The 14,048-nt window shown below is 42.7% G+C and carries 11 protein-coding genes; 4 read left to right on the top strand and 7 right to left on the bottom strand.

Features of this window, described 5'->3' with window-relative positions:
• Positions 1-453 carry a DUF441 domain-containing protein gene (locus FTU03_RS06295; protein WP_179992424.1) on the top strand — a complete coding sequence of 151 codons (453 nt, stop codon included), beginning with the start codon at positions 1-3 and terminating at the stop codon, positions 451-453.
• 209 nt (positions 454-662) lie between these two features.
• Here FTU03_RS06295 and FTU03_RS06290 read toward each other — a convergent pair whose 3' ends face one another.
• From FTU03_RS06290 to hrpA, 5 genes are all read right to left on the bottom strand, one after another.
• On the bottom strand, positions 663-2,378 hold the full coding sequence (locus tag FTU03_RS06290; protein WP_179992423.1) for an AAA family ATPase: 1,716 nt from the start codon (positions 2,376-2,378) through the stop codon (positions 663-665).
• An 87-nt stretch (positions 2,379-2,465) separates the two neighbouring features.
• Positions 2,466-4,472 carry a hypothetical protein gene (locus FTU03_RS06285; protein WP_179992422.1) on the bottom strand — a complete coding sequence of 669 codons (2,007 nt, stop codon included), beginning with the start codon at positions 4,470-4,472 and terminating at the stop codon, positions 2,466-2,468.
• Between the two features lie 154 nt (positions 4,473-4,626).
• Positions 4,627-5,385 carry a 1-acyl-sn-glycerol-3-phosphate acyltransferase gene (locus tag FTU03_RS06280; RefSeq protein ID WP_179992421.1) on the bottom strand — a complete coding sequence of 253 codons (759 nt, stop codon included), beginning with the start codon at positions 5,383-5,385 and terminating at the stop codon, positions 4,627-4,629.
• 14 nt (positions 5,386-5,399) lie between these two features.
• The gene (locus FTU03_RS06275; RefSeq protein WP_004784039.1) at positions 5,400-6,509 is read right to left on the bottom strand and encodes a beta-ketoacyl-ACP synthase III; all 1,110 of its coding nucleotides are present in this window, start codon (positions 6,507-6,509) and stop codon (positions 5,400-5,402) included.
• A gap of 30 nt (positions 6,510-6,539) precedes the next feature.
• Positions 6,540-10,460: an ATP-dependent RNA helicase HrpA gene (hrpA, locus tag FTU03_RS06270; RefSeq protein WP_179992420.1), complete on the bottom strand. Its 3,921-nt coding sequence runs from the start codon at positions 10,458-10,460 to the stop codon at positions 6,540-6,542.
• Positions 10,461-10,822: 362 nt separating this feature from the next.
• Here hrpA and ahpC point away from each other — a divergent pair, with 362 nt between their 5' ends.
• Entirely contained in the window at positions 10,823-11,386 is a 564-nt protein-coding gene (gene ahpC / locus FTU03_RS06265; RefSeq protein WP_004784041.1) for an alkyl hydroperoxide reductase subunit C, read from the top strand.
• A gap of 293 nt (positions 11,387-11,679) precedes the next feature.
• Complete coding sequence (locus FTU03_RS06260; RefSeq protein ID WP_004784043.1) at positions 11,680-11,886, top strand: KTSC domain-containing protein; 207 nt, start codon at positions 11,680-11,682, stop codon at positions 11,884-11,886.
• A gap of 16 nt (positions 11,887-11,902) precedes the next feature.
• On the opposite strand, the gene FTU03_RS06255 is transcribed toward FTU03_RS06260, so the two are convergent.
• Positions 11,903-12,493 (bottom strand): O-methyltransferase, encoded by a 591-nt coding sequence (locus FTU03_RS06255; protein WP_179992419.1) that lies wholly within the window; start codon positions 12,491-12,493, stop codon positions 11,903-11,905.
• Positions 12,494-12,536: 43 nt separating this feature from the next.
• The gene (locus tag FTU03_RS06250) at positions 12,537-12,755 is read right to left on the bottom strand and encodes a DUF1653 domain-containing protein (protein WP_125279047.1); all 219 of its coding nucleotides are present in this window, start codon (positions 12,753-12,755) and stop codon (positions 12,537-12,539) included.
• Positions 12,756-12,988: 233 nt separating this feature from the next.
• Between FTU03_RS06250 and FTU03_RS06245 the strand changes: the two genes are divergently transcribed.
• On the top strand, positions 12,989-14,048 hold a 1,060-nt coding region (locus FTU03_RS06245; RefSeq protein WP_179992418.1), incomplete at its 3' end, for an FAD-dependent oxidoreductase.

The raw sequence follows: 14,048 nt of genomic DNA, 5'->3' as shown, positions 1-14,048 counted from the left end.
ATGTCCCAACTTGATTTGAATCTGCTTGTTCTTCTAGTTCTACTGGCTTGCGGTATTTTTAGTCATAATACTGCTGTGACTATTGCTGCGGCCGTGTTGATCGTATTAAAAATCACGCCTCTCAATGAACTCTTACCTTATGTACAGCAACATGGCCTAAATATCGGGATCATTATTTTAACCATTGGCGTATTGGCTCCGATTGCTAGCGGGAAAATTCCCGGTGAAAGTATTCTTAAATCTTTCCTAAGCTGGAAATCTTTACTAGCAATTGCAATCGGTCTATTTGTTGCCTGGCTTGGTGGACGTGGGGTGAAACTGATGTCGAGTCAGCCTGATGTCGTTGCAGGTCTATTAATTGGTACAGTCGCAGGTGTCGCGGTACTTCGTGGTGTCCCTGTCGGGCCATTAATTGCAGCCGGGATTTTATCGTTATTGATTGGAACGCAATAAGCCTTTAACCATGATTGTGCAATATTCTTAAAAATTAATATTCTAAAATTATGAACTGCAAAGTATTAAATCACATGATCAGCGACATGGATGTCGCTCGTTGGATTGAGGTACAGGATGTACCTTCAATCCAACAAAAGATTTTTGTTACTTTTGATCTTTCAAAAGTAAAAGCTCACGTTAAATACTAAAATTTAAAAACCCAAATTTTATTCCACAAACAGCAAAGCCAAACGCACCTGATCATAACCCATACGCGGACTGGTCAGTTCCACGATCGGACGTAATTTAATACTGCCATCATCATTAAAATGATCTGAGTTTTGACGTTTGGTTAGACGTTTATAAATCTTGCGGACTTGCTCAACGACTTCTTCACCCGGATGAGCCACTGAGATATCCAGCCCTTGCTCCTTATGCAAACGCCCCAGATGGTTAATGATAGTGGCAGGTGTCAAGCCACGTTCAGTTGCAATATCGGAAATCTCATAACCTTCTTCAAACAATTCACGGGTTTCATCCAAGGTTGCAGTCGCGTAGTTTTGCTTACCACCATTTTTGGCAATTTTCTTCTCATTGCGCTGGATCTCGACTTCGTTCAAAGTGCCACCACAATGACGGATAAAGGCCTTATGCTGTACAGTCAAATCTACATTTTCAAAATTCGCTTCTGCTTCATCTGACAGTTCCTGAAAACGGCGATCAGCCTTAATGGCAAGACCATCCAGTTCCAGAGCCTGTTCATTAAAGCCTTTCAAGCGTAGACCATTTAAACTTTTTAAACGCGAAAGTGCTACATAACCTTGACCTTTTTCAAAAGTATGGCTTAGATCAATTTCAGCAGCTTCTAGTGTCATGCCTTGAGACTTATGAATGGTAATCGCCCAAGCCAGACGTAGTGGAATCTGCTGGAAACTGGCAATGGTTTTGCCTGCTTCATTATCCACTGACCAGGTTTCAGGTTCTACAATCAGGGTAGTTCCGTCTGTCAGTTTGACCTTTGGCAAAACGCCATGCTCATCATCATCTTCAAAGCCGATCACTTCACCCAGACTGCCGTTGATATAGCCCATATCAAAGTTATTTTTCACGAACATGACCTTGGCATGTTTTTTCAGGGTTAAGGCTTCGGGTGCACGGACTGAAGACTTTAAGGTTTCTATCAGTTTTTCATTGCCATCACATTGCGCATCAAACTGGCGTGGATCCTGATCAATTTCATTCAGATGCTTAAAGTTAATGCTGTCTACATCCATATTGTGGGTATAGAGACGTGTATAGTTATCGCCAATATTCTGCTGACGTGTGGCCTGTAGTGCTGAACGATGTTCAGGTGAAATGGCCTGCGCACGAATGGCATTCAGAATATCATTCAGGTAGTCATTACCCTGACGATGCTGCTCGGTCAGATAACAAACCCGAAACTTGGCTTCAACCCAGGCATCCGACATAAAGCAGAATTTATCGCGGTTACGTTCATCATTTTTTCCAACGGGCGGCAACTGGAAAAAGTCCCCTGCGACAATGACCTGAATCCCACCGAAAGCTTCATCACTTTCCTTGAAATATTTCAGTACCTGATTGACCAGATTGAGCTGCTTGGCATGCAGCATAGAAATTTCATCAATGATCAGGACTTGAGCATTTTCCAAGTGTTCTTTCAGGTATTTGCGCTCTTTCATCCGCTTCAGGTCTTCTTCAGACAAAAAGTCTTTGATCCCAATTCCTGCCCAGGTATGTATGGTCATGCCATTCATATGCGTTGCTGCAATACCAGTCGATGCAGTAATCGCGACCGACACCTTACGGGCTTTCAGATAATTGATATATTGATTGAGCGTATAAGTTTTCCCTGCACCCGCAGAACCGGTTAAAAAGACATTTTCCCCTGCTTTTAAGAGCTTAAGTGCAGTTTCCTGTTTCATAAAAGAGATACCGTAAAAGAACGGCTATAGCCTAACGATTTTTGCCGGAAAAGTTAAGCTTCACGGATAGAAAAGCACTGAATCCGGTCAAGCCTGCAGGTTTAACCAGTTAATAAAATGCTGGGCAATATTGATATATTCAACTTCCGCTTTTTGATTATTTGGATACTCAAGCTGGTCAAAGATGACTTGGTCATTCTGCAACTGACAGCCTAAAATCAGAGGTAATTTGATTGCAGGATGTGACATGCGAAAAGCCACATATTCACCTTCGACTATACGCTGTGCATAACTTGCAGCCAGACAGTTCCGGAATATTCTGGCCTCTTCAATAATCCGCTCTAGTGTTTTCAACTCCTCAAAACGCCAATTAAAATACAGTAGAAAATGTGCCTGTGTCAGCGGCCTCCAGCTGGCTAAAGCAAAGTCTTTTTTGAGCTTGGCAATAATTTCCTGCTTCTGAATCTGCTCATGCCAGGCAACTGCCTGCATAAATAAACTGGTCCAGCTTAAATTCTTAGGCACTTCTGTTTGAGTAGAAAAATACTCCGGCAGATAATCGCGGATATAACCGTCAAAACAGGATTCCCGCACATGCCGGGCGTGTAAATAAAAACGCTTCCTGAACTCTACAAATGGAATCTGGTTACGTTGTAGCACGTTATAAAAATTACGGTCTTGCTGAGTTTGAGGCCGAATATAAGCCAACACATCCTCAGGCAAATCACAGGTAATCTTATACAGATGCTGCATATAAGCTTGCATCACTCGGCTTAAGTTGGCATAGACCCTTTTAGTTATCTGATCATCCATTGCCACTACATCCCGCAATAATCCGATCCATTCATCCAGATATAAAATCGATGGACTAATCGCAATACGATGATCCTCAATAGCCTGACGCGTCCCTTTGAGAACAACTGTTCGATTCAGCTCATGCTCAAACCAGCAATGCTGAAGAGCATATTGATGAACATCATCAATAAACAGACGTGCTGCGATATATTGAAAATATTGCAAGGTAGCTAAAACAATCTGCGGATGAACATGATGCGTATCGATAAAGCTTAAAGCTGTTGCCGCCACCCGCACACTGCTATGTTGAATATTGCTGCTCAGCCAATCCAAAATTTCCGCAGGCTGTTTAAATAACCAGTTCACTACCCGATGACAGTCAAATAAAGGAAGTTTGGCGACTTTTTTCTGCCATAAATAAGGATTATTTTCCAGAAAATTGCGTTTGGATAGCAGATCACTCCGATGCCAGCTATCACGATTCATCAGCCGTACAAAGCCCAGTAGATGACTTTGCTCTTCGGCATGCCGATACAGCAAACGGATATCGTCAATATGGTCATTCAGCTCATGCAAATTGAACCGGTTTTCAAAGGATAAGGAGATAATCCGGAAAGTCGCTGGGTGCAGAAACTCGGGCGCACTGAAACAGAATGCATCCAGACTGTCCATCACTGACTGAATCGATAGAAACTCATCTGACTGCAAATGTTGCAAGGAAAAGATTTGCTGTAGCTGTTTTAAGACATGCGCAGGAATCTCATGCCCACTTTGAAGACAATTACTGATACAAGGCTGAGTATAAACTTCAGCCTTAATCATAAAGGAGTCGATGATTTCAGCCTGCACAGGCGACATCTGCTTTAAGCAATTAGCAACTCGTTCAGGCGCATTAACCCATATATAGACTTGATCAATAATAAGTTGACGGAGCTGTTTGGCTTTATCACGTAAAAACAGGGAATGCTGGGGCTTTAAATCGCCAGTCAGAAAGTAAATATCCTGAAAAAAAAACTCTTCCAAAGCCTCTGCTTTAGCCAACCTGGAATCAATCTGCATTTCTGCTAAGGCATGGGGACTTTCCAGATTTAAATCTTGAGGTGTATATAGCTGTATATTTAATAAGCCATTAAGCAGATCAATTCGATGCTCATCCTGATGAATCCTGAACAAATTCTGGGCATTCACATGACCAATAAGCGCCATTTGATCCAGATACAGCTGATTTAACTCAGGAAAAATACTGAGGCATTGTTCAGCGAGCTGTCTGAATGGCAGTAACAAACCCTCCTGTTCCATATTTCCCCCTTCGTTTTAACCCTATTGAGTTACAGACCTACTGAATTTCAATCCTTTAAAATCGCTTTTTCCTTTCTATTACAGAAATTGAAGCATGGTGATTTTTTAGACGATTCGATCTCAATGTAAAGCAAAGCAGGAATGATGAAAAGACCTAGACTTCATCTTGCCGACGTCTGTCAGCCAACAGTTCTAGCCCCTGATAGATCTTGTGTTGTAAATACTCACGAAAATCAATCAGATCATTCTCGTGCTGCACATGATGAATTGGCTGCCGCGGCATAAACTGAAAATAAAAAGGCAAGCGTTTGGGAAACAGATTTTTAGGTAAGGAAGGAATCACGTCACCATGACGTAATAATTTATTGAGTTGGGGAATTTTTAATAATTTTTGAAAATACTTATGTTGAATGATCTTATTGGCATCAAATCCAATCTCATAGATTTCATCACCGCCGAGTGCAGCAAAAGGGACTATATCGTATTGAAACTCTTGAGCCAGCTTAAGGAAGCCATAACGCTCTTTCCAAATCAGCTGATACTGCTCACCTTCCCGTTTCAGCACTTCACGGCCACCCCCCGGAAAGACCAGAATCGAGTAGCCTTGCTGCATGGCCGAGCGGACATAGTCCTGTATGCCATCAATAGCACCAAATTTCTTCACTGCTTCACGCCATAGCGGCACATAAAAATGGCTATGATCAGCAATACTGACCACAGCCACTTGATGTTGGTTGTACAGGTAATCAATCAACATTGGCGCATCAAAGATGCCATACATAGAATGATTACCGACATACATTGCAGGTCGACTGGCATCAATATTTTCAGCCCCTAAAAAAGTAGGCGTGAAATACAGTTTGGATAAGGCACTTAAGCGCCTGATCCATGCTGCGTCATGCTTGACCTGCAAAATATACTCCCGGCTTACGCCACGCGTTTTTGTACCAGGATTGAACCCACTGAATAGCCTGCACCAAATGAACACAGTACGCCATATTCGCCGTCTTCAACTTCATTTGCAGTACGATGTAAGGCAATGATGACACCTGCTGAAGAAGTATTGGCAAACTCATTCAGAATGATGGGTACCAGACCTGGTTTGGCATTTTCTTTACCCACTACCAGTTTTAGAATCAGTTCATTCATGCTGGCATTGGCTTGGTGCAACCAGAAGCGTTTTACATCTGTAGGTGCAATATGATTTTTCTCAAGTTGAGCAGTAATCATTTTTGCAACCAGTGGACACACTTCTTTAAATACTTTACGACCATCCTGACGGAAACGTTTGTCGTCGATATCCGCATTTTCAGACGTATTCAGGAAGCCGAAGTTATTACGGATATTGTTTGAGAACTGGGTAAATAATGATGTATCCAGAATCTCGAAACCGGTTTTAGTTTCAGTATCTTCAATGATCGATGCAGTTGCGACATCACCAAAAATAAAGTGACAGTCACGTGAACGGAAATCGGTATGTGCAGAGGTAATTTCGACATTTACCAGCAATACACGACGTGCACCTGCTTTGATGGCATCGGCAGCCTGTTTTAAACCAAAAGTTGCTGCTGAACATGCGACGTTCATGTCATACGCATAACCTTGAATACCCAGAGCAGTCTGGATTTCAATCGCAACCGCAGGATAAGCACGTTGCAGATTTGAACATGACAGGATCACAACATCGATATCTTCAGCAGTGACACCAGCATTTTCCATCGCCTGTTTTGCTGCGATCACGCCCCATTCTGCCTGAAGGGAAATTTCATCATCTGAACGTTCACGTAGATTTGGACGTAAACGTTTTGGATCGAGGATGCCAGTTTTTTCTGACACATAACGGCGTTGTACGCCTGACGCTTTTTCAATAAATTCTGCGCTAGAACCACGACGCGCATCTAATTCGCCTGCAGCGATTTTATCTGCATTTTCGTGATTATACAGTTCCACATAAGCATTTAAACTTTCAACTAACTCTTCATTGGTAATGACATCTTCCGGATGGAACAAGCCAGTACCCGTAATACGGATGCCCATGTAAAACTCCTTCTCAAAATGACCTATATCTTAACTGATTCCAAGACGTTCCCATACTTTTTGCAGGCGAGTTGGAGAAATGGGTGTTTTCGTTTTCATCGGTTGAGAAAACAATGAGATCCTTAACTCCTCAACCATAAAATACAATTCTTTAAGGCGAGCGTCATTTTTAAACTTAAATAATTTTTCCATCCACGGATCAATTTGGTCAATGGCGGAATCATCCCTCTGTAGGTTATTTGGCAAGCGCTCTAAACGCAAGATCAGGGCTTTCAAATAACGTGGAAATTCTGACCATACGTCGGAAGGTTTCCGATAAACGAAGTCAGAAAGACTCATCAAATCAAGCTGATCCTCAATATCATCAATATTTTTTCCAAATATAGATGGGTCTAAAACCAGTAATTTACGACGAATTTCCTGCCACTGGATATAAATATCCGTGATTTCTTTCAGTGCAGTCTGGCCATGAGTCAGGAAAGATTTTTTTACATCCTCTACCAACTTTTGGAACTCTTGCATATTGACAGGCAGCTCATTAATTGACAGGTGGAGTGTGGCATAAACTAACATTTGCTCCAGTTGGGCCTTATCGCCAAGCGGTGAATATGCCAGTGCCAGCGGTTTGGAAATCTGTTTTTTCAGCTGACGCACCAGATCTCCGAGCTGCATATGCACCAGCCGAATGATCCCTTCACGATGCTGTTTGACGGCTTCAGCCTGATCATTAAAGGTCTGAATCACGACACCAGATTCATCTTTCTGTTCCAGTGCAGCAAAGTCTTTGGTAGGAACCAGTGCCTGATATTGCTTAACGACTACACCCGTCACTTTCTGCGATGCTTCAAAGACAAAGTTTTCCGGGAAGGTTTTAAATTCACCTTTTAACTGTTTCACCGGGCTATGAGTTTCAGTACGGCAACGGGCTTTTAGCTCGGCCAGATCACGGCCTTGTTCAATCACGTGACCTTTTTCATCTATCACCTTGATCAAAGGCAAGAGATATTGCTCAACCCGATCCAGACTAAAATCTTTTTCTGTAATCTGCTCGCCACGCAACTGGAAAGCCAGAAAACTGAAAATATGCTCACGTAAATTTACCGCATCAATACGGGCTGCTAGCTTTTTCGCAGTATCTGGAATCGGCACCAGACTACGGCGTTTATCTTTAGGCAAAGTCTTTAATAAAGCTTCGATCAGTTCCAGACGCCAGCCTGGAACCCCCCATGACCAGATATTTTCATCGACCTGCGGCAAAGCCTGCAGCGGGATTTTAACCGTTGCACCATCTTCATCATGACTTGGGTCAAAACGGTAACTGGTCGCCAGACGCAATTCACCATTACGTAAATAATCCGGAAACTGTTGTGTGGTTGGACGATCATTCAGCCACAGCGCATCATCATCAATAAACAGATAACGTGGATCATGTGGCTCTACCGTGGCACGCCAGTCTTCAAAACTACGGCGACTCGCCACTTCTGGCGGCACTTTGGAGGCATAAAACTGGTAAATGGTTTCTTCATCCACGACCAAGTCACGACGGCGTAGCTTGTCTTCTACCCGTTCCACTTCTTCCAGTTTCAGCAAATTATGCTTCAGGAATGGGGGATTAATACCGAGATTTCCAGTGGTCAGTGCATCACGCAGGAAGATTTCATGCGCAGCAGGCTGATCCACTTTCTCATAATTGACCGGACGCTTCGGCTCGATGATCAGGCCGAATAACGAAATCTGATCATAGGCATTGACTACACCCGCTTTTTTCGACCAGTGCGGCTCAAAATAGTGATGTTTCAGCAAGTCACGCGCAGCTAGCAGAATCCATTCCGGCTCAATTTTCGCTAGAGTCCGTAAATACACCTGCGAGGTTTCAACCATTTCAAAAGCCATCACCCATGGGGTATTGGTTTTGTGCAGCGTTGATGCCGGGAAAATTCGTGCTTTCTGCTGACGAACTGCCATAAACACATTACGTTCATCAGTCTTGTTGGCAATAAAAGACAGTAAGCCAGTCAATAAAGCGCGATGCAGATTTTCATAACTGGCTTTCTTTTCATTAAAGGACAGTTTTAAGCCTTTAGCCAGATCCACCAGCTGCTCATGAGTTTTCTTCCATTCACGCAGACGTAACCAGCTCAGGAAATGATTCCGTGCAAAAGTACGACGTTTGTTTTCGCTCATACTTTCACAGTTATTATGCAGGGTATCCCAGAGCTTGATATAAAACAGGAAATCTGAATCTGCTTCACGGAACAAGGCATGTTTCTGATCAGCCTGCATCTGCTTATCCGCAGGACGTTCACGTGGGTCTTGTACTGCCAGCGCCGCGACAATCACCAAAGCTTCATTCAGTGCACCAAAATGGGCACCGCCAAGAATCATTCGCGCCAGACGTGGATCAATTGGCATTTTTGCCATTTGCTGACCGATCTTGGTTAATCCCCCTTGTGTTCCCCCTTTATTAAAGGGGGAAGAAGTTCCCGACTGCTTTTCGTCGGCAACTTTAGGGAGATTTTTCTCTGTCATTGCCCCAAGCTCAATCAAGAGCTTGCGACCATCATTGACCAGGCGGTGATCTGGTGGCTCAATGAAATCAAAATCTTCCAGTGAACCTAGGCCCAGACTTTGCATCTGTAAAATAACGGATGCCAGATTGGTCCGTTTAATCTCAGGTTCGGTAAATTCAGGACGACTTAAAAAGTCCTCTTCACTGTACAGACGAACACAGACGCCTGGCGCAATACGGCCACAACGGCCTTTACGCTGATTGGCAGCAGCTTGAGAAACCGCTTCGATCGGTAAACGCTGCACCCGTGAACGATAGTTATAACGGGAAATACGGGCAAAACCGCTATCAATCACATAACGAATATTCGGAACAGTTAATGCTGTTTCTGCTACGTTGGTGGCGATAATAATCCGTCGACCGCCGCCCGATGGATTAAAGATTTTTTGCTGTTCAGCCAGTGCCAGACGCGCATACAAAGGAAGTACTTCAGTATGGCGTGGACCATGCTTGATCAAGGTTTCCTGCAGTTCACGAATTTCCTGTTCGGTACTGGCAAAAATCAGGATATCAGCATGTTCCGGATGACCTTTTTCCTGTGCATCCTGAAAACATTCTTCTACTGCTGCAACCACTGCGCGTGGCAGATTTTCTTCAAAATCATCAAATTCGTCGTCATCACTGCCGACAATGCTCATTTCAGAAATTGGACGATAACGCACTTCTACCGGATAGCTACGTCCTTCCACTTCATAGATCGGCGCACCATTGAAGTAGTTACTAAAACGGTTTACGTCCAGCGTTGCCGAGGTAATGATCACTTTTAAATCTTTACGACGCGGCAACAGCTGCTTGAGATAACCCATGATGAAATCGATATTCAGCGAGCGTTCATGGGCTTCATCAATAATGATGGTGTCGTATTTGGTCAGGAACCGGTCATTGGCCAACTCTGCCAATAAAATACCATCCGTCATCAAACGGACGATCGAATCCTGTGAGCCCTGTTCATTAAAACGGACTTTAAAGGAAATTGATTCACCCAGTTTCTCGCCAACTTCTTCTGCAATACGCTGTGAGACGCTACGCGCAGCTAGACGACGTGGCTGGGTATGGCCAATCAGACCAGTCAGGCCTCGACCTGCCAGCATGGCGATTTGTGGTAATTGCGTAGTTTTACCGGAACCGGTTTCACCAGCCACAATAATGACCTGATGTTGCTGGATCGCTTCAATCAGCTTGTCTGCATACTGGGTAACAGGCAGATCCTGATTCAGCTTGATATTGGGAATGCGTTCGATACGCTGCATGACTTTGGCATGCGATTTTTCAAATAATTCTTGATATTGCTTTTGGTTGGCATCTTTACCTTTTTGGAGTCGATTTAAACGATGACGGTCACGCGCCATAACGAGCTGATCTACATTTAAAGGACTCTGCACTGAGAAAACACCTGATATAAAAAAAGACAATAGGCAGCTATTTTACGCTGTATTGCCCCTAAGCGAAAGAACGGCCATTTTGAATATTTTTATAATTTTTTAATTTTTGCCCTTGAATTTTACTGCTTGCGGCATCATGTCTGAAGAGGCATTAAATCGGGGTGAGTCTTGTCATGATGTATTCACCATTCTACGGTTGAATCATTTATATCAAGAGCAATGCTGTTTGTGCTGATGGTGTTTTATTTTTAGCTTAATTCGGTTTTTCCGATGTATGTTATGTAAAAATACTGTTTCAGCAAGAAAAATAATTTCTGTACCCTATCGGAAATTAAATACAAACCTCAATCATGGAGACAATGATGAGCTTAATTAATACTGAAGTTAAACCGTTCAAAACAACTGCGTTCCAAAATGGTAAATTCATCGAAGTAACAGAAGCTGACCTTAAAGGTAAATGGTCTGTAGTATTCTTCTACCCAGCTGACTTCACTTTCGTTTGCCCAACTGAACTTGGCGACCTTGCTGACAACTACGAAGAATTCAAAAAATTAGGCGTTGAAATCTACTCAGTTTCTACTGACACTCACTTCACTCACAAAGCTTGGCACGATTCTTCTGAAGAAATCAAAAAAATCCAATACGTAATGGTTGGCGATCCTACTTGGACTCTTGCTAAAAACTTCGACGTACTAATCGAAGCTGACGGCCTTGCTGACCGTGGTACTTTCGTGATCGATCCAGAAGGTAAAATCCAAATCGTTGAAATCAACGCTGGCGGTATCGGTCGTGATGCTCAAGAACTTCTTCGTAAAGTTAAAGCAGCTCAATACGTACACGCTCACCCAGGCGAAGTTTGCCCAGCTAAATGGAAAGAAGGCGACGCAACTCTTGCTCCTTCAATCGACCTAGTTGGTAAAATCTAATCTGCATTAGATTGAACTGATTCAAAAAAACCACGCTTTTAGCGTGGTTTTTTATTTGAACGTTTATTTGATTGCTCTATTGGCCAAACGTTTTATTTTCCCTTTTCTTGTATCTAAAGCCATCCTATTAAATCTTTATTTTTCACTTTAAAGATCATATAAAAATCAGGCATGCATATTGCATCCTCTTCATAACAATCCCCTACTTATGCTTACAATTCAGTTATACATCTTCAATGTCAGTTGGCATAAGTTCAAGACATAAGATAATAATATTCAGTGGAGGAAAACGTATGCAAAAACTGCTAACCGTGATCTCATGGGCTTATAGTCCTTCTAGCCGCCACCTGAAAATCATTTATAGCAATGGCGATATAGAACTCTACCATCCTGTTCCCGAATTTGTTTATGACAACCTGTTAAGACGACAAGATAAAATGGCCTTTGTACAGAAATATCTTGAATACAACTTACATTTCGACCGGGTTTGCCTGTTTTAATTTAACTAATTTCTGCTTAACGATAAGTCACCATGAGTAAGCCAGCTCCAATCGGCAACGTACTCATGATAAAACCTGAATCCTGCTGGATGAGCTGAATAAATTCTTCTACTTCCGCAGCATGTGAAATCACATTATCCACCAGTAATACTCCACCTTTTGGCTTGAGTAATCGGGCCAAATGGGTCCAATAATCCACATAAGCATCACGTTCCGCATCTAACAATATAAAATCAAATACGTCCTGCTCAGCGTGTAGATAATGCAATGCATCTGTCACTTTAAAACCAATCAAATCCTTTAAGCCTAGCTGACTTGCATACTGCTTGGCTTGATTAACTCTTTCTGCATCTATTTCTAATGTTGTAATCGTCGCTTGAGTCTGCCAAGCAGCTTCGGCCAGCCATAAAGTGGAATAACCCGTAGAAGTCCCGATTTCCAGAATACGTTTGGATTGCTGGACACGAATGAGTAATGATAAAAATCGGCCTGATTCAGGCTCAATATTTCGATAACGTTGCAGACGTTCAGTTTGTTGAAGATCATGCGCATGAAAGGTCTTATACAGTTCCTGCATAAAACTTTCAAAATGTTGTAATTGATTCATTGCTCTTCTCTGAGGTGATCTAAATAATTTTTTTATGGATTGATTAAAGTGCCTGAACCAATTTAAAGCGTTCTACTTCACGATCATCACTGGTACTAATACTTTCCGTAAACATGGATAGCGGTCGAACCCAAATCGAATAGTCACCATAAAGGCATTGATAAACCACCAGCTTTTCCTCCGTTTCACTATGCGTTGCCACATGCAGAACCTGATAAAGCTTGCCCTTATAATGTTGATAAATACCGCGTTGTAATTCCATCGTTCAACTCTCAAATGCAGAATTCCAATCTTAACTGAAAAAGACCAATCACACTTTAAACTACTTGAAAATTCATGCTAAGCACTCATATATAAGCTTGAAATTAATCATGAATTTTTCAATACATTTGCAAAACCGATCAAATTCATAAAAACAAACTGTTTTATCTATTTATCGATTTAGCTTAGTATCTACTTATCGAATGAATTCTTACTCCTTTGGAGACGTTAGCAATGTTAGATCAAAATACTTTAGCTCAATTAAAAACACTACTTGAACGTTTGGAAGGCCCGATTGAATTAGTGGCAACTCTGGATGGCTCTGACAAATCAGCCAAAATCAAAGAACTGGTTGAGGAAATCGCCCAGCTTTCTGATCTAGTGACTGCCCGTTTTGACGGTACCAACAAACGTGCACCAAGCTTTGGTGTGGCAAAAGCCGGTGAACAGCCTCGTGTGTTCTTTGCAGGCTTGCCGATGGGTCATGAGTTTACTTCCCTGATTCTGGCATTGTTACAAACTTCAGGCTATGCACCAAAAGTCTCTGCCGAAGTTCTGGAATCAATTAAAGGTTTGGGGATCAAATCTGACTTTGATGTATTCGTATCACTCAGCTGTCATAACTGTCCGGATGTCGTTCAGGCATTGAACCTGATTGCCATCTATAACCCGGGTACAACAGCAACCATGATCGATGGTGCTTTCTTTCAGGACGAAGTGGAAGAACGCAAAATCATGGCCGTACCAATGGTCTTCCAGGACAATGAACATATCGGTCAGGGTCGTATGACACTGGAAGAAATCATTGCCAAATTGGATACCAATGCCGCAGCCAAAGACGTGGAAAAACTCAATGCCAAAGACGCATTTGATGTGTTGGTGATTGGTGGTGGACCTGCAGGGAATACTGCAGCGATCTATGCAGCACGTAAAGGCATCAAAACTGGCATCGTGGCTGAACGTATGGGCGGTCAGGTGATGGATACCATGGACATCGAAAACTATACGTCAGTGCAAAAAACTCAAGGTCCGAAATTTGCTGCGGAGATGGAAGCACACGTTCGTGAATACGGTGTTGATATCATGAACCTGCAACGCGTGTCTGACATCAAAGGTGCAGATCGCACAGCCAATGGTCTGGTAGAAGTGACTTTAGAGAATGGTGCCAAACTTGAATCTAAAACAGTCATTCTGTCTACCGGTGCACGCTGGAGAGAGATGAATGTTCCAGGTGAACAGGAATACAAAACTCGTGGTGTAGCGTATTGCCCACACTGTGATGGTCCACTGTTCA

The organism is Acinetobacter sp. YH12046, from assembly GCF_013419905.1.
Classification (GTDB): Bacteria; Pseudomonadota; Gammaproteobacteria; order Pseudomonadales; family Moraxellaceae; genus Acinetobacter.
Note: the sequence above shows the minus strand (reverse complement) of the source record. Positions and strands in the feature narration are given on the sequence as shown.

Bases quoted from the DNA above. Each gene is read 5' to 3' on its own strand.
- FTU03_RS06275 (WP_004784039.1), bottom strand. From the start codon at position 6,509: ATGGGCATCCGTATTACGGGTACTGGCTTGTTCCATCCGGAAGATGTC.
- ahpC (WP_004784041.1), top strand. From the start codon at position 10,823: ATGAGCTTAATTAATACTGAAGTTAAACCGTTCAAAACAACTGCGTTC.
- FTU03_RS06255 (WP_179992419.1), bottom strand. From the start codon at position 12,493: ATGAATCAATTACAACATTTTGAAAGTTTTATGCAGGAACTGTATAAG.
- FTU03_RS06285 (WP_179992422.1), bottom strand. From the start codon at position 4,472: ATGGAACAGGAGGGTTTGTTACTGCCATTCAGACAGCTCGCTGAACAA.
- FTU03_RS06250 (WP_125279047.1), bottom strand. From the start codon at position 12,755: ATGGAATTACAACGCGGTATTTATCAACATTATAAGGGCAAGCTTTAT.
- FTU03_RS06260 (WP_004784043.1), top strand. From the start codon at position 11,680: ATGCAAAAACTGCTAACCGTGATCTCATGGGCTTATAGTCCTTCTAGC.
- FTU03_RS06295 (WP_179992424.1), top strand. From the start codon at position 1: ATGTCCCAACTTGATTTGAATCTGCTTGTTCTTCTAGTTCTACTGGCT.
- FTU03_RS06290 (WP_179992423.1), bottom strand. From the start codon at position 2,378: ATGAAACAGGAAACTGCACTTAAGCTCTTAAAAGCAGGGGAAAATGTC.